Source organism: Pseudomonas fluorescens (genome assembly GCF_001708445.1).
GTDB lineage: Bacteria > Pseudomonadota > Gammaproteobacteria > Pseudomonadales > Pseudomonadaceae > Aquipseudomonas > Aquipseudomonas gorinensis.
Genome location: NZ_CP015637.1, coordinates 20,910 through 36,099 on the forward strand (window position 1 = coordinate 20,910; position 15,190 = coordinate 36,099).

General features: G+C 61.7%; 15 protein-coding genes. 14 read left to right on the plus strand and 1 reads right to left on the minus strand.

All coding sequences use genetic code 11. The annotated features are described in order from the left end of the window. The first annotated feature begins 33 nt into the window (after window positions 1-33). The 14 genes from A7317_RS00120 (at window position 34) to A7317_RS00185 (ending at window position 13,839) form a co-directional block, all read left to right on the plus strand. On the plus strand, window positions 34-219 hold the full coding sequence (locus A7317_RS00120) for a DUF1127 domain-containing protein (protein ID WP_024072654.1): 186 nt from the start codon (window positions 34-36) through the stop codon (window positions 217-219). A 162-nt stretch (window positions 220-381) separates the two neighbouring features. Then, window positions 382-702: a DUF2388 domain-containing protein gene (locus A7317_RS00125; RefSeq protein WP_024072653.1), complete on the plus strand. Its 321-nt coding sequence runs from the start codon at window positions 382-384 to the stop codon at window positions 700-702. 104 nt (window positions 703-806) lie between these two features. After that, window positions 807-1,115, plus strand: coding sequence for a DUF2388 domain-containing protein (locus A7317_RS00130; RefSeq protein WP_069074939.1), 309 nt, complete (start codon window positions 807-809; stop codon window positions 1,113-1,115). 26 nt (window positions 1,116-1,141) lie between these two features. After that, on the plus strand, window positions 1,142-1,462 hold the full coding sequence (locus A7317_RS00135; RefSeq protein WP_024072651.1) for a DUF2388 domain-containing protein: 321 nt from the start codon (window positions 1,142-1,144) through the stop codon (window positions 1,460-1,462). Then, window positions 1,459-3,420, plus strand: a complete 1,962-nt coding sequence (locus tag A7317_RS00140; protein ID WP_024072650.1) for a DUF4105 domain-containing protein — start codon at window positions 1,459-1,461, stop codon at window positions 3,418-3,420. The genes A7317_RS00135 and A7317_RS00140 overlap by 4 nt, the downstream gene beginning before the upstream one ends. Before the next feature lie 312 nt (window positions 3,421-3,732). After that, window positions 3,733-5,040, plus strand: coding sequence for a CitMHS family transporter (locus A7317_RS00145; RefSeq protein WP_024072649.1), 1,308 nt, complete (start codon window positions 3,733-3,735; stop codon window positions 5,038-5,040). A gap of 68 nt (window positions 5,041-5,108) precedes the next feature. Continuing rightward, window positions 5,109-5,876 carry a TerC family protein gene (locus A7317_RS00150; RefSeq protein WP_003214768.1) on the plus strand — a complete coding sequence of 256 codons (768 nt, stop codon included), beginning with the start codon at window positions 5,109-5,111 and terminating at the stop codon, window positions 5,874-5,876. A 211-nt stretch (window positions 5,877-6,087) separates the two neighbouring features. Next, on the plus strand, window positions 6,088-7,746 hold the full coding sequence (locus A7317_RS00155) for a Na/Pi cotransporter family protein (protein WP_024072648.1): 1,659 nt from the start codon (window positions 6,088-6,090) through the stop codon (window positions 7,744-7,746). Between the two features lie 57 nt (window positions 7,747-7,803). Beyond that, a complete protein-coding gene (locus A7317_RS00160) occupies window positions 7,804-9,186 on the plus strand; it encodes a M16 family metallopeptidase (protein WP_024072647.1) in 1,383 nt (460 codons plus the stop codon). A 71-nt stretch (window positions 9,187-9,257) separates the two neighbouring features. After that, window positions 9,258-10,289, plus strand: a complete 1,032-nt coding sequence (locus A7317_RS00165; RefSeq protein ID WP_024072646.1) for a DUF5924 family protein — start codon at window positions 9,258-9,260, stop codon at window positions 10,287-10,289. Window positions 10,290-10,342: 53 nt separating this feature from the next. Then, window positions 10,343-11,491 (plus strand): ABC transporter permease, encoded by a 1,149-nt coding sequence (locus A7317_RS00170; protein ID WP_024072645.1) that lies wholly within the window; start codon window positions 10,343-10,345, stop codon window positions 11,489-11,491. Further along, entirely contained in the window at window positions 11,488-12,291 is an 804-nt protein-coding gene (locus A7317_RS00175) for an ABC transporter ATP-binding protein (RefSeq protein ID WP_024072644.1), read from the plus strand. The genes A7317_RS00170 and A7317_RS00175 overlap by 4 nt, the downstream gene beginning before the upstream one ends. A 1-nt stretch (window position 12,292) precedes the next feature. After that, window positions 12,293-13,231 carry an MlaD family protein gene (locus A7317_RS00180; protein WP_069074940.1) on the plus strand — a complete coding sequence of 313 codons (939 nt, stop codon included), beginning with the start codon at window positions 12,293-12,295 and terminating at the stop codon, window positions 13,229-13,231. Further along, window positions 13,228-13,839 (plus strand): ABC-type transport auxiliary lipoprotein family protein, encoded by a 612-nt coding sequence (locus A7317_RS00185; RefSeq protein WP_069074941.1) that lies wholly within the window; start codon window positions 13,228-13,230, stop codon window positions 13,837-13,839. The genes A7317_RS00180 and A7317_RS00185 overlap by 4 nt, the downstream gene beginning before the upstream one ends. A 90-nt stretch (window positions 13,840-13,929) precedes the next feature. Here A7317_RS00185 and A7317_RS00190 read toward each other — a convergent pair whose 3' ends face one another. Then, window positions 13,930-15,159 (minus strand): nucleoside recognition domain-containing protein, encoded by a 1,230-nt coding sequence (locus A7317_RS00190; protein ID WP_024072641.1) that lies wholly within the window; start codon window positions 15,157-15,159, stop codon window positions 13,930-13,932. Window positions 15,160-15,190: the final 31 nt, after the last annotated feature.

Genomic DNA, 15,190 nt, shown 5'->3' on the forward strand with positions numbered 1-15,190 from the left:
CCATGGTGCTTCAGCAATCATGGAAGCCCCGTCATGAACCTCCGTCCTTCGTCCAGCAAACGGCTGCTTATCCTTACTGCTTCAGCATTCGCCAGGTGGGTACGACGTCACTATGAGCGGCGCCAGCTGGCACAACTCGATCCCCGGGAACTGTCGGATGCCGGCATCAGCCACGCCGACCGAATGGCAGAGCTGGCCAAACCGTTCTGGCGTGACTAGACGGTCAAGAGGCTTTCCGAACGGACAAGCGGCGGCTTAATATCCACTCACCACGTGGCGAACCTTGTAGAACGGGCGTCTGATGCTCAATAGCAACGACAGTGCCCGTTTCACATGTGGCCACTCTGCGCCGCTTTTTCCATTTATCTACAGGAGTCCCCCATGTCCCGTCTTCGCCTGCTGAGTGCTGCCGCCCTGTTGGTATTGGCTGCCAATGCCAATGCGAGCAGTTTCATTGTGACCACCGACTCCATCGTTGGCGCACTGAAAGCCACCTCCGACGCCAGCTCCGATGCCACTTCATCGCTGCGTGACAACAAAGTCGTGCGCGCCTCCCGTGACGACGCCGCCAGCTTTGTCGCCAGCGAAGGCGCCATTCGTGGGGTGAAGCTGGAAAGCGCCCTGGCCCAGATCCGCCAACAAGCGCCACAACTGAACGCCGCGACTGACGCACAACTGGCCCAGGCTATCCTGGCCATCTAAGTCGCAGCACGCAGGGAGCGAGCGCCGCTCCCTGAATGCCATCGGACTGGCTCTCGCCCGGGCATTGCGCTAGCCTTGGCGCTCGCTTTCAGTTGTCGAGTCCCATGGCTTTTTCATTCCGCCTGTTGATTGTTCCTGTGTTGTTTTCGGCCTGCTGGTCGTCGACGGCTTCGGCCTTTGACCTGACCACCCAGAGTACCGTCGTGAGCGCGTACGCCACCAGCAAGGTGACCTCCGCGCCGTTTGACAGGAAGCTGATAATGGCCGCCCAGGATGACGCTGCCGCACTCATTGCCACCGACGGCCAATGGCGGGGGGCCCGACTGGAGTCAGCGCTGGATTATCTGCGCCGTACCCAGCCAAAACTTAACGCCAGCGACCTTGAACTGGCGCAAGCAATTCTCGTCCAATAATCATCTTTGTATTTCGGAGTCATTCCATGCGTAGCCCGCTGATCGCCGCCACCCTTGGCCTGCTGTTGTTGGCAGACGTTGCCCAGGCGCATACCTTGGTGGCCACCAGTAACATCATTGTTCGCGCCTCTGGCCGCACCATTGATTTCACCTCGGACACCACCACCTCCATCCGCGACTCCAAAATCGTGCGCGAAGCCCACGATGATGCCGCCAGCTTCGTCGCCACCAATGGCGAAATTCGCGGTGCACAGTTGGAAGCCGCCTTTGACACCCTGCGGACCCGCGTACCGGAAGCCCGCGACGCCAGTGACCAGACCCTCGCCGAAGCCATTCTCGCTCTGTGAGGCGCATTAACGCCTGGCTCCTGGCCGGGGTTGTGCTGCTGTGTGCCAGCACCGCCCAGGCCAGCCTGCAACTGCGGCTCAAGACCGATGGCTTGAGCCCGGCTGAACAGCAGGCCAGCCAGGCATTGCTTGATGAGGCGATGCGCTCCTTGCCGCCGCGCTTCATCGAACAGCTGGACCGGCGCATCGATGTCGGCTGGACCGACCAAATGCCCGGGAACGCCTATGGCCAGGCTTCCCTGGTGTCCGAGCTGGACCTCAACCGCAACCTTCTCGCCAGCCTGACCGACGGCAGCGCCGCCACCCAGAAGACCAACCGCCCCCACGGCACCGTGCGCCGGGAAATGCTCGCCACCGTGCTGCATGAACTGACCCACATCTATGACCGTGCGCGCCTCTGGTCCAAAGACGAACGCACACTGATCCAGCGTTGCAGCCGCCAGAACAACATCACCGGCTTGATCGGCCTGCCTGACCAATGCCGTGGCCAGAACGATCGCCGTTTCACCCTCAGTGACGACCCGCGCCTGCTGGACCTCGCCGGCTGGCCGCAATACGTCGGCCGCCGCGGCGAGCGTGAACAGCACAACCACCAGGTCGCGCGCAGCCCGGATATCTACGAAACCACCAGCCCGCTGGAGTTCGTTGCGGTCAACATGGAGTACTTTCTCCTCGACCCAAGCTACGCCTGCCGTCGCCCGTCATTGTTTCGCTATTACCAGCAACACTTCGGCTGGGCACCACCGGCACAGGACACCTGCGCAAGCACTTACGCCTTCCTCAACGCCGGTAACGATTTCGCCAAGACGCCCCTGGGCCAGGTCGATCCGGAGCGAGTGTATGAGATCGACTACCTGCTGGCCGAAGCCAACCAGAACCTGGTGAGCCGCTGGGGCCACAGCATGTTGCGCCTGGTGATCTGCGCGCCCGGGCGCCCCCGTGGCCCGGATTGCAGGCTGGACCTGGACCAGCACCTGGTGTTGTCCTACCGCGCCTTCGTCGGCGATGTGCAGCTGTCGAGCTGGGATGGCCTGGTGGGCAAGTACCCGTCACGGTTGTTCGTCCTGCCACTGTCCCAGGTGATCGACGAATACACCAAGACCGAGCTGCGCGGCCTGGCCTCGGTGCCGTTGAAACTCACGCGCCAGGAAATCAACGACACCGTTGAGCATGCCGCCGAGATGCATTGGAGCTACGACGGCAATTACTTTTTCATCTCTAACAACTGTGCGGTGGAAAGCCTGAAACTGTTGCGCAGCGGCAGCGCCAATCCGCAGCTGACCGGGCTCGACAACATCACCCCCAACGGCCTGCTCGAAGTCCTGCAGGCACGCGGCCTGGCGGACACCAGCGTACTGAAGGACAAACGCGAGGCGTTACGCCTGGGCTACCACTTCGACTCGTTCCGCGAACGCTACCAGGCGATGTTCGATGTACTGCGCAAACACCTGCCGATCAAGCAGACCCAGGTTGAAGATTGGTTATCCCTGAGCGCGGCCGAGCGCCGGCAATGGTTCGGCCAGGCCGACCTGCGCACCAGCGCCGCGCTGCTGTTGCTGGAACAGGCGAGCTTTCGCAAGCAATTGATGCTGGCCCAGGATGAGGTCAAGCAGCGCTACCTCGGCGCTCGTGAGCTGAAAAATGGCGGCATGGAGAAAGCCAACGCCACGCTGCAACAGATCCTCGCCAACAGCGGCTTCCTCAGCCGTCCGGCGGAACTGCTGGGCAGCGGTGGCTACGGCTTGCCGCAACCGTCGGAATCCAAACGCCTCGAATCAGAAAGCGCCGAGCGCCAGAAGCAATTGCAATCCCTCACCGGCGAGCTGGATAAAGAGGTGAGGGCGCTGCTGGAGCCCTCCCGTGCCGCTGAGATTGCTGCGTGTGAAGCCAACCTCAAGCAAGTGGGCGAGCATTTGCGGGCACTGCACAAGGCGGCCGGCGGGCTCGAACTGCCCTGAAATGCCCGAGATAAACGTATTCCAAATGTGGGAGCCAACCCTCTCCCACATTTGACCTGTGTATCCCTGAAGACCGTGCGTCTTCCCACCACCCTCCGTTTGCCCAGCGAAAGCTGGTTGAAAGCTTACGCGTCTAGGATCGCCCCCCACTGCCGGCAACAGACCGGCTGTTAACAACAACAATGGTGATTCCCGATGTCCGCCCGTACCCACCTGTTCGTCCCCCCTCCACCCGTACGCCTCGTGCCTTTCGTTCTGCGCTGAACCACCCGGTTCGCCATTCCCTAGTCGCGCTACGCCTGGAGTATTCCTATGCTGACTTTCCTTGGCTTTGCCATGGTCATCACGTTCATGTTCCTGATCATGACCAAGCGCCTGTCCGCGCTCATCGCCTTGATCATCGTGCCCATCCTGTTCGCGCTGTTCGGGGGGTTCGCACCGAAGATCGGCCCGATGATGCTCGAAGGCATCACCAAGCTCGCGCCGACCGGCGTCATGCTGATGTTCGCCATTCTCTACTTTGCCCTGATGATCGACTCCGGCCTGTTCGACCCGGCCGTGCGCAAGATCCTCAAGATGGTCAAGGGCGACCCGCTGAAAGTCTCGGTCGGCACCGCCGTGCTGGCCCTGGTGGTGTCCCTCGACGGTGACGGCGCTACCACCTACATGATCTGCGTGGCCGCCATGCTGCCGCTGTACCAGCGCATCGGCATGAGCCCGCGGATCATGGCCGGGCTGATCATCCTCGCCGGCGGCGTGATGAACATGACCCCCTGGGGTGGCCCGACCGCCCGTGCAGCCAGTGCGCTGCATGTGGACCCGTCGGACATCTTCGTACCGATGATCCCAGCCATGGCCGCTGGCGTGGTGGCGATCCTGGTGATTGCCTACATGTACGGCAAGCGTGAACGTGCGCGGTTGGGTGAACTGCACCTGCAAGGCGACGAGATCGACCACAGTGAGATCAGCGTGTCGCAATTCCCGGACGCCCGCCGTCCCAAGCTGATCTGGTTCAACGGCGCCCTGACCCTGGCCCTGATGGGCACCCTGATTGCCGGCCTGTTGCCGCTTCCCGTGCTGTTCATGGTGGCGTTCAGTATCGCGATGATCGTCAACTACCCGTGCCTGCAACAGCAGAAAGACCGTGTCGCCGCCCACGCCGGCAGCGTATTGGCCGTGGTGGGGTTGATCTTCGCCGCGGGTATCTTCACCGGCATCCTGTCGGGCACCGGCATGGTCGACGCCATGTCCAAGAGCCTGCTGGCGGTCATCCCTGAAGCCCTGGGCCCGTACCTGGCGGTAATCACCGCGTTGGTGAGCATGCCGTTCACCTTCTTCATGTCCAACGATGCGTTCTACTACGGCGTACTGCCGGTCCTGGCCGAAGCGGCCAGCCACTACGGCATTACCGCGGTGGAAATGGCCCGCGCCTCCATCGTTGGCCAACCCGTGCACTTGCTCAGCCCACTGGTACCCTCGACCTATCTGTTGGTGGCCCTGGCCGGCATTGAATTCGGCGATCACCAACGCTTCACCCTCAAGTGGGCAGTGCTGGTATGCCTGTGCATAATGTTCGCCGCATTGCTGATGGGGATTTTTCCGCTGTTCAGCACTCTATAATCGTACCGACCCACTCACCGCGCGGCGCTGCAGCTTGCGCGGTTTAACATTTGCTCAAAGGAATACACATGGAATGGCTGACCAATCCGGAAATCTGGATTGCCTTCTTCACCCTGACGGCCCTCGAGATCGTCCTGGGCATCGATAACATCATCATGATTTCGATCCTGGTCAGCCGCATGCCCAAGCATATGCAGGCGCGCACCCGGATTTTCGGCCTGGCCCTGGCCATGGTCACCCGCATCCTGCTGCTGCTGTCGATCACCTGGGTCATGCGCCTGACCGACGATCTGTTCGTGGTCTTCGGCCAAGGCATCTCCGGTCGCGACCTGATCCTGTTCTTCGGTGGCCTGTTCCTGCTGTGGAAAAGCTCCCAGGAGATGTACCACGCCTTGGAAGGTGAAGACGAAACCCACGACGAGCCAAAGGGCGCCGGTGGCAAGTTCATCTACACCATCATCCAGATCGCGATCATCGACATCGTGTTCTCGCTGGACTCGGTGATCACCGCGGTCGGCATGGTCTCCCATGTGCCGGTCATGGTCGCAGCGATCATCGTTGCGGTACTGGTGATGATGCTGGCAGCCGGCACCATCAGCGATTTCATCGACAAGCACCCATCGCTGAAGATGCTGGCGCTGTCGTTCCTGCTGGTGGTCGGTACCGTGCTGATCGCCGAAGCCTTCGACGTGCATGTGCCAAAAGGCTACGTCTACTTCGCCATGGCGTTCTCGCTGGCGGTGGAAGCGGTGAATATCAAGATGCGCACAGCCATCGCGAAAAAGAAGAAACAGCAGGACCCTGTGAAACTGCGCAAGGACATTCCGGGTCAATAACATTGATCCGTTGCCGAAATGGGGCGTTCGCGCCCCATTTTTTCATCTGCAAAAAGCTGAATTCATGACAGTTTTGTTTCAATCCCCACTTTAGCTATGCGATGCTGGCGCAGAGCCCATTCGCCAACTACAGCTTAAGTACAAGACGTAGAACGGCACGCGGCAATTCTCCTTAGCTCCTGTTGGAGCACACCCACACGGGGGGCCGAGCATGCTGACCTTGCTCAATCTGCTTTCCGCCGTGACCCTCTTGATCTGGGGCACGCACATTGTCCGTACCGGCATCCTGCGGGTCTACGGTTCCAACTTGCGCCAAGTCATCGGACAGAACATGTCCAAGCGCTGGCTGGCATTTGTCGCCGGTATTCTGGTGACGGCCATGGTGCAAAGCAGCAACGCCACGGCGATGCTGGTGACTTCGTTCGTCGGCCAAGGGCTGATGGGGCTGATGCCCGCCCTGGCGACCATGCTCGGTGCCGACGTCGGTACCGCACTGATGGCGCGGGTGCTGACGTTTGACCTGTCCTGGCTGTCGCCGCTGCTGATTTTTCTTGGGGTGATTTTCTTCCTGTCGCGCAAACAGACGCGGGCAGGGCAGTTGGGCCGGGTCGGAATCGGCCTCGGGCTGATCATCCTCGCACTGCAACTGATCGTCGAAGCCGCCGGGCCCATTACCCATGCGCAAGGCGTGAAGGTGCTGTTTGCCTCGCTGACCGGCGACATCCTGCTCGACGCCTTGGTCGGCGCCTTGTTCGCGATGATTTCCTATTCCAGCCTCGCCGCTGTACTGCTGACCGCTACCCTGGCCGGCGCCGGGGTCATCGGCTTGCACGTGGCGATCGGCCTGGTGATTGGCGCCAACATTGGCAGTGGCGTGCTGGCCTTCCTCAGCACCAGCATGCAGAACGCCGCCGGCCGCCAAGTGGCCCTGGGCAGCCTGCTCTACAAACTGATTGGCCTGCTGCTGATCATCCCGGTGCTCGACCCGCTCGTACGCTGGATGGACGGCCTGGACTACAGCGCCCAAGGCATGGTCATCACCTTCCACCTGCTCTACAACGTCAGCCGCTGCCTGATCCTGTTGCCGACCATCGGCCCGATGGCCCGGCTATGTGCCTGGCTGCTGCCCGAACGTGAAGAGGCCAACGGCAAGGCCAAGCCACGCCACCTCGACCTCGCGGCGCTGAGCACGCCGAGCCTGGCACTGGCCAACGCCGCGCGGGAAACCTTGCGCCTGGGCGACCTGATCGACAACATGCTGACCGCCATGCGTGAAGTATTGCGCGGAAAACAGACGGCCATCACCCAGGAAATGCGCAGCCTCAGCGACGACGTCGAGTCGCTCTACAGCGCGATCAAGCTCTACCTGGCGCAAATGCCCCGCGAAGACCTCAGCGAACAGGACAGCCGCCGCTGGGCAGAAATCATCGAACTGTCGATCAACCTGAAACTGGCTGGCGACCTGATCGAACGCATGCTGCGCAAAGTCCAACAGCAAAAAACCTCCCAGCGCCGCCAATTCTCTGAAGTGGGCCTGGAAGAACTCACCGGCCTGCACAGCCAACTGATCGCCAACCTGCGCCTGGGCCTGTCGGTGTTCCTCAGTGCCGACCCGGAAAGCGCTCGTCAACTGCTGCGCGAAAAGCGCCGCTTCCGCGCCCAGGAACGCCGCCTGGCACACGCTCACGTCAGCCGCTTGCAGCGCAAGATCGTACAGAGCCTGGAGACCAGTTCCTTGCATCTGGAACTGATTGCCGACATGAAGCGCTTGAACTCATTGTTTTGCAGCAGTGCCTATGTCGTCTTGGAAACCTCCGACACCGGCGCACTTTCCACCGAAGATATTGCCGACATCACACATTCGCCCTGAACGTACGGTGGCCCGTGAAGTCAGTTAAAACTGACCTCACTCGCCAGGAAGCTTGTTATGCGTCGCCTGTTATTCGCTTGCCTGCTCATGGGCTCTGCACACGCCTTTGCCTTTGATCGCCTGCAGGTCGAGGGCTACACCTTGCCCAACGGCCTGCAGTTGCTGCTCAAACCGGGCACCGAACGTGGGCACGTGGCCATTCGCCTGGTGGTGGGCGTGGGCCTGGATGACTTCAGCTGCGAGGACAAGGAACTGCCGCACCTGCTCGAACACCTGCTGTTCAGTGGCATCGACGGAGGCGGCGAAGGCGATCTGGAAGACCGCATGCAAGCCCTGGGCGGCGAGTGGAACGCCTACACCAGCAACGCCGACACCACCTTCGTGATCGAAGCCCCCGCGCAAAACCAGCGCAAGGTGCTGGACCTGCTGCTCGCCATCATCACCCGCACCACGCTGACCGACGCCAATATCAAAGCCGCCAAGCAAGTCGTCGAACGCGAGGACGGCGGTCACTACTCGCACCTGCAACGCCTGCTGGACCGCCAGGACCTGGGCCACACCGCCAGCAACCAATTGGCCGTCGAACTGGGGCTCAAATGTGCCGAACGCGCCGAGGTTGGCCAACTGACTCGCAACCAGCTGGAGCAACTGCGCAAAAATTGGTACGCCCCCAACAACATGACCCTGATCATCGTCGGCGACCTCGACAAGCTGCTGCCGGCCTACCTGGAACGCACCTATGGCGCGCTTGACCCGGTCGAGCCGACCGAGCACCTGGCCCTGCCGGAAATCCAACACGCCGCCGCCAGCCACCGCGACCTGATCCACGGCTGGGTCGGTGACAGCGCCAAACTGCACTGGCTGTTCCCCGAGCCGGTACTGGACGACCAGCATGATGAAACCTACGACCTGCTCAAGGATTATCTGGATTGGGCGCTGTACCGCCAACTGCGCCTCAAGCATGGGCTGTCCTACGGCCCCTGGAGCGAACGCGAAGTGCTCGGTGGTGTCGGTTTCCTGAGCCTGAACGCCGACCTCGAGCGCGATAGCCTCCCTGCAGCCGAACAGGTGCTGCAAGACCTCAAGGCGCAATTGCTCAAGGACGGGCTCGACCCCACGGTATTCACCCGCCTCAAACAAGCCGCCATCGCTCGCCAGGCCTGGGCCGTGCAGGGCAACAGCGCCCTCGCCGACTACTACTGGAGCGCTTCGGGCGACTACAACAACGGGCGCTTCAGCGACCCGGTCAAACGCATCAAGGCCGTCAGCCTGGAGCAGACCAACCAGGCCATGCGCGAAGCGTTCAAGCAGCCAGGCTACTGGCGTATCGAGAAACCGCTGCTGAGCTACGACGGGCTGAGTTGGATCGGCGCCGGGGTGCTGGGGCTGATCGCCACTGTGTTGATCGGCATACGCCGCTATCGCAAACGGATCCTGTAATGAGGCACCCAACCCAGGGCTAAGACGTTATTCTGTCTGGGATTTTTTCCTACGAAGACTGTGACTGCCGAATGCCGAACCTGACTCACTACATCCAGCGCATCCTCGAACTGATGAAGCGCTACCCAGGGGTGATCGCACTCGGCGGTTTCATATCGGGGGTCAGCAGCTTCATCCTGGTGGACCGCCAGCAGGGCATGGCCAGCTGGATCGCAGTGATCATGCTGGTGAGCTGGCTGTGGCTGATGCTGGAAAACAGCTTTACCCAACTGTTCACCAAAGTCTTCAAGCGCGAAATCCCCGAACCGCTGCTGCGCTATGCCACCCAGATGATCCACCAGGAAAGTCTGTTTTTTGTACTGCCGTTCTTTTTCGTCACCACCACCTGGAACAGCGGCCAGTCGATGTTCACCGGGCTGCTTGGCGCGGCGGCGCTGGTGTCGATCACCGACCCGCTGTACTACAAGTGGCTGGCGCCCAAGCGCTCGCTGTTCCTTGCACTGCATACCCTGACCCTGTTCGCCGCACTGCTGACCGCGCTGCCGATCATCCTGCACCTGACGACGGCCGAGAGCTACAAGCTCGCCCTCGGCGTGGCCATGGTGCTGTCGATACCAAGCCTGGCAGTGAGCTTGCCACTGCGCAGCCTCAAAGGCTGGGCGATGCTGCTGGGTGTCACGGCTGCCATTGGCTGCGCCGGCTGGTTCCTGCGCAGTTGGGTACCACCGGCAACCCTGTGGATGACCGAAGTGGCCATCAGCACCCAATTGCAAGACCGCACGCCGGGCGATGACCTCACCGAAGTCAGCGCCGCCCAACTGCGCAGCGGCGGCCTGTATGCCTATACCGCGATCAACGCACCACGCGGGCTGGATGAGCGGATCTACCACGTATGGAAATTCAACGGCAAAGAAGTCGACCGTATTGCCCTGGATATCCATGGTGGGCGCAAGGAAGGTTACCGCGCCTGGACGCACAAGCAGAACTTCCCGCCCGACGCGGTGGGCCGCTGGCAAGTGCGTGTGTTGACCGAAGACGGACAGGTGATCGGTGTGTTGCGTTTCAAAGTGACTGACACAGCACAAACGGACAACCCAAAGTAGGCTATATCGTGCTATTACGTAGGCATTGTGGATAGCAGACAAGCTCGGAGCTTATGACCAGTAGCACCACGGCCGGCACAGCCCACCTCGATACGTCCACCGCTCCTCCGTTGCTCAGGATTACGGGGGACTGGACGCTTGCCCACTACGCCAACCTGAAGAAGCTGTCAGACAAACTCGACGGCCAATACGACGCTGGCGCGCGCATCGACCTCAATGGCCTGGGCGCCCTGGACACGGCCGGTGCTTCGCTGCTGGTGGAGCTGCTGGGCCCGGCCCGCATTGAGCAATCGACCGAACAGACCGATTGCAGCCTGTCCACCGCCGACCGCGCGCTGCTCAAGACCGTCTACCGCTCACTCAATGATTTCTGCGTGCCGGAGAAAGCCCCGGAGGAGGCCACCGGCATCCAGGTGCTGGCGCGTATCGGCCGCGCTGTGGATGCGGTCTGGCAGGACAGCAAGCAACTGTTGGGCTTTATCGGCCTGATCCTTGAGACCTTCGCCCGTAGCATCTTGCGCCCCAAGCGCTGGCGCGTGACCCCCATGGTCGCCCACATCGAACAGACCGGCCTGGACGCCGCGCCCATCGTTGCCTTGCTGACGTTTCTGGTGGGCGCCGTGGTGGCCTTCCTCGGTGCCACAGTGCTCAAAAGCTTCGGCGCGACCGTTTTTACCGTGGACCTGGTGGCGTTTTCCTTCCTGCGGGAATTCGGCGTGCTGCTCACCGCAATCCTGATCGCCGGTCGCACCGCCAGTTCGTTTACCGCGCAGATCGGCTCGATGAAAGCCAACGAAGAAATCGACGCCATCCGCACCCTGGGCCTGGACCCAATGGAACTGCTGGTATTGCCACGCGTGCTGGCGCTGCTGGTAGCGCTGCCGATGCTGACGTTCCTGGCGATGCTCTCGGGGATTGTCGGCGGTGGGGTGGTGTGTGCCGTGACCCTGGATATTTCGCCGGCGATGTTCCTCTCCCTGCTGCAATCGGACATTGGCGTACAGCATTTCCTGGTGGGCATGGTGAAAGCGCCGATCTTCGCCTTCCTGATTGCCGCCATCGGTTGCCTGGAAGGCTTCAAGGTCAGCGGCAGCGCGGAGTCAGTCGGCGCCCACACCACGTCCAGCGTGGTGCAATCGATCTTTGTGGTGATTCTGCTGGATGCGGTCGCCGCGCTGTTCTTCATGGAGATGAACTGGTGAGTCGCCTACCCCGAGCCCCCAGCGAGGCGGTGATCGAGGTCCGTGGACTGTGCAATCGCTTTGGCCGCCAGAGCGTGCACGAGAACCTCGACCTGGATTTGTACAAGGGCGAAATTCTCGCAGTGGTCGGCGGCTCCGGCAGCGGCAAGTCCGTGTTGTTACGCAGCATCGTCGGCCTGCGTCGGCCCAGCGAAGGCGAGGTGCGGGTATTCGGCAAAAACCTGCCGAGCCTGCCGGAGCATGAACGCTCCCTGGTGGAACGGCGCTTTGGCGTACTGTTCCAGAAGGGCGCGCTGTTTTCCTCGCTGACGGTCACCGAGAACGTCGCGCTGCCGCTGATCGAACACGCCGGCCTGAGCCGCGCCGATGCCGAACACCTGGCGGCGGTCAAACTGGCCCTGGCCGGCTTGCCACTGTCGGCAGCCGACAAATACCCGGCGTCGCTGTCCGGCGGCATGATCAAGCGCGCCGCCCTGGCCAGGGCCCTGGCGCTGGACCCGGACATCCTGTTTCTCGACGAACCCACCGCCGGCCTCGACCCGATTGGCGCGGCGCAATTCGACCAACTGATCCTGACCCTGCGCGATGCCCTGGGCCTGAGCGTGTTCCTGGTCACCCATGACCTCGACACGCTGTACACCATCACCGACCGCGTGGCTGTGCTGGCGCAGAAGAAAGTGCTGGTGGCCGACGCCATCGATGTCGTCTCGGAAACGAACGACGCCTGGATTCACGAATATTTCCACGGCCCCCGGGGCCGCGCGGCATTGGATGCCGCTCAACCGCTCAACGAGGTATGACATGGAAACCCGAGCCCATCATGTGATGATCGGTCTGTTCAGCGTGATCGTGGTGGTCGGCGCGATGCTGTTTGGCCTGTGGCTGGCCAAGTCCAGCGTCGACACCGCTTTCGAGGATTACGAAGTGATCTTCAACGAGGCGGTCAGCGGCCTGTCCCAGGGCAGCTCGGTGCAGTACAGCGGGATCAAGGTGGGTGATGTGATCAGCCTGCGCCTGGACCCGAACGACCCGCGCCGCGTGCTCGCGCGCATCCGCCTCTCTGGCCAGACGCCGATCAAGGAAGACACCCAGGCCAAGTTGGCCCTGACCGGCATCACCGGTACTTCAATCATCCAGCTCAGCGGTGGCACGCCACAAAGCCCGAAACTCAAGGGCAAGGACGGCAACCTGCCAGAAATCATCGCGTCGCCGTCGCCCATCGCGCGGCTGTTGAATAACAGCAACGACTTGATGACCAGCATCAACCTGCTGCTGCACAACGCCAACGACATGTTCTCGGCGCAGAACGTCGAGCGCATCAGCAATACCCTGGATCATCTGGAACAAACTACCGGTGCGATTGCCGACCAGCGTGGCGATATCAAGGTGGTCATGCAGCAACTGATGCAGGTCAGCAAACAAGCCGGTGCCGCCCTGGAGCAGACCACCGCGCTGATGCGCAATGCCAACGGCCTGCTCAACGATCAAGGCAAGCAGGTATTCGGCAGCGCCGAGCAAGCCATGAAATCCCTTGAGCAGAGCACCGCGACCATCAATACCTTGCTGACTGACAACAAGGATTCGGTGAACAGCGGCATGCAAGGTCTTAACGAACTGGCGCCGGCCGTGCGCGAACTGCGCGAAACCCTCGGCTCGCTGCGCGCCATCTCCCGTCGCCTGGAAGCCAACCCCAGTGGCTACCTGCTGGGCAGCGACAAGAACAAGGAGTTCACGCCATGAAGCATGCTTACCAAATAATGGCCCCTGTGGCCCTGGCGCTGCTCGGCGCGTGCTCGATCCTGCCCAAGGCGGATCCGTCGGACACCTACCGACTGCCCTCGGCCCAGGCCGCCCACCAGGGAGCACCGGTCAGTTGGTCGCTGCGCCTGACCAAGCCGCAGACCAGTGAGTTCCTCGACAGCCCGCGCATCGCCGTGGTGCCCAATGGCGATTTGATCAGCAGCTATGCGAACTCACGCTGGAGCGATCCGGCGCCCGTGCTGTTGCGTAATCGCCTGTTGGACGGGTTCCAGCGCGATGGGCGAGTGACGCTGTTGAGCACCGACGACACCAACCTGCAGGCCGACTATGAGCTGGGCGGACAGTTGCAGGCGTTCCAGAGTGAATACCGGGGCAGTGCGGTGGACGTGTTGATCCGCCTCGACGCACGCCTGGTGCGTGGGAGTGATCAGCGGATTATTGCCAGCCGGCGGTTTGAAGTGCGCCAGGCAGTGACGAACACCCAAGTGCCGGCGGTGGTGGCGGCTTTTGGCCAAGCCGGGGATCAGTTGAACAGGCAGGTGGTGGAATGGGTTGTTCAGCAGGGTAACGGTACTGTGAAACGCTGAGGGCCTCATCGGGGGCAAGCCCCCTCCCACATTTTGAATGTGTTCACAGATCAACATGTGGGAGGGGCTTGCTCCCGATAGCATCCAGCCTTAACCGAAGAACCAGTAGCACACCGCAATCGCCGCCACTACGCCAGCAAACTCAGCCAGCAACGCACACCCTACGGCATGCCGCGCCCGCTGGATGCCCACCGAACCGAAGTACACCGCCAACACATAAAAGGTGGTTTCCGTACTGCCCTGAATCGTCGCCGCCACCAACGCCGGGAAACTGTCCACCCCCTGCGTCTGCATGGTCTCAATCAACATCGCCCGGGCCGCGCTGCCGGAGAATGGCTTGACCATCGCGGTCGGCAGGGCATCGACAAAGCGCGTGTCCATACCGGTCCAGGCCACCACGTGGCGAATGCCTTCAAGGCCGAAGTCCAGTGCACCGGAGGCGCGCAACACGCCCACCGCGCAAAGCATCGCCACCAGATACGGCAGCAGGTTCTTGGCAACATCGAAGCCCTCCTTGGCCCCTTCGACAAACGCCTCGTACACCTTCACCTTGCGCAACGCACCGATCACCACGAACAGCATGATCAGGCCGAACAGCGTCAGGTTGCCGAGGATAGAGGACAGGCCGGCCAATGCGGTGGCTGACAAGGTCGCCAGCAACGCCATGAAACCACCCAGCACCAGCGCACCAGGAATCAGGTACGCCAACACCACCGGGTCCCACAGCCGCAGGCGCTGCATGATCGCGACCGACAACAAGCCCACCAGCGTCGACGCACTGGTGGCCAGCAGAATCGGCAGGAATACCAGCGTGGGGTCGGCAGCGCCTTGCTGGGCGCGGTACATGAAGATGGTCACCGGTAACAACGTCAACGATGATGCGTTCAGCACCAGAAACAGGATCTGCGCGTTACTCGCGGTGTTGGGGATAGGGTTGAGTTCCTGCAACGCCTTCATGGCTTTCAGGCCAATGGGCGTCGCGGCGTTGTCCAGGCCCAGGCCGTTGGCGGCGAAGTTGAGCGTGATCAAACCGATGGCAGGGTGGCCGGCGGGCACTTCCGGCATCAGGCGGCGAAACAGCGGGCCAAGGGCCTTGGCCAGCCAGTCGACAATCCCGGCTTTTTCGGCAATCCGCAGGAAGCCCAGCCACAACGTCAGGGTGCCGAACAGCAGCACCATCACTTCCACCGACAACTTGGCCATGGCGAAAATACTTTCCACCATCGCCGCAAAAATACCGGCGTTACCGCCGATCAGCCATTGCGCCAGTGCCGACACCATTGCCACGACAAAGAAGCCAAGCCACAGGCCATTGAGCATCAGTTGAATCCCCCGAAAGATGGGGCGAATG

Bases quoted from the DNA above. Each gene is read 5' to 3' on its own strand.
- A7317_RS00135 (WP_024072651.1), top strand. From the start codon at position 1,142: ATGCGTAGCCCGCTGATCGCCGCCACCCTTGGCCTGCTGTTGTTGGCA.
- A7317_RS00160 (WP_024072647.1), top strand. From the start codon at position 7,804: ATGCGTCGCCTGTTATTCGCTTGCCTGCTCATGGGCTCTGCACACGCC.
- A7317_RS00170 (WP_024072645.1), top strand. From the start codon at position 10,343: ATGACCAGTAGCACCACGGCCGGCACAGCCCACCTCGATACGTCCACC.
- A7317_RS00185 (WP_069074941.1), top strand. From the start codon at position 13,228: ATGAAGCATGCTTACCAAATAATGGCCCCTGTGGCCCTGGCGCTGCTC.
- A7317_RS00150 (WP_003214768.1), top strand. From the start codon at position 5,109: ATGGAATGGCTGACCAATCCGGAAATCTGGATTGCCTTCTTCACCCTG.
- A7317_RS00190 (WP_024072641.1), bottom strand. From the start codon at position 15,159: ATGCTCAATGGCCTGTGGCTTGGCTTCTTTGTCGTGGCAATGGTGTCG.
- A7317_RS00125 (WP_024072653.1), top strand. From the start codon at position 382: ATGTCCCGTCTTCGCCTGCTGAGTGCTGCCGCCCTGTTGGTATTGGCT.
- A7317_RS00130 (WP_069074939.1), top strand. From the start codon at position 807: ATGGCTTTTTCATTCCGCCTGTTGATTGTTCCTGTGTTGTTTTCGGCC.
- A7317_RS00180 (WP_069074940.1), top strand. From the start codon at position 12,293: ATGGAAACCCGAGCCCATCATGTGATGATCGGTCTGTTCAGCGTGATC.
- A7317_RS00165 (WP_024072646.1), top strand. From the start codon at position 9,258: ATGCCGAACCTGACTCACTACATCCAGCGCATCCTCGAACTGATGAAG.
- A7317_RS00145 (WP_024072649.1), top strand. From the start codon at position 3,733: ATGCTGACTTTCCTTGGCTTTGCCATGGTCATCACGTTCATGTTCCTG.
- A7317_RS00120 (WP_024072654.1), top strand. From the start codon at position 34: ATGAACCTCCGTCCTTCGTCCAGCAAACGGCTGCTTATCCTTACTGCT.
- A7317_RS00155 (WP_024072648.1), top strand. From the start codon at position 6,088: ATGCTGACCTTGCTCAATCTGCTTTCCGCCGTGACCCTCTTGATCTGG.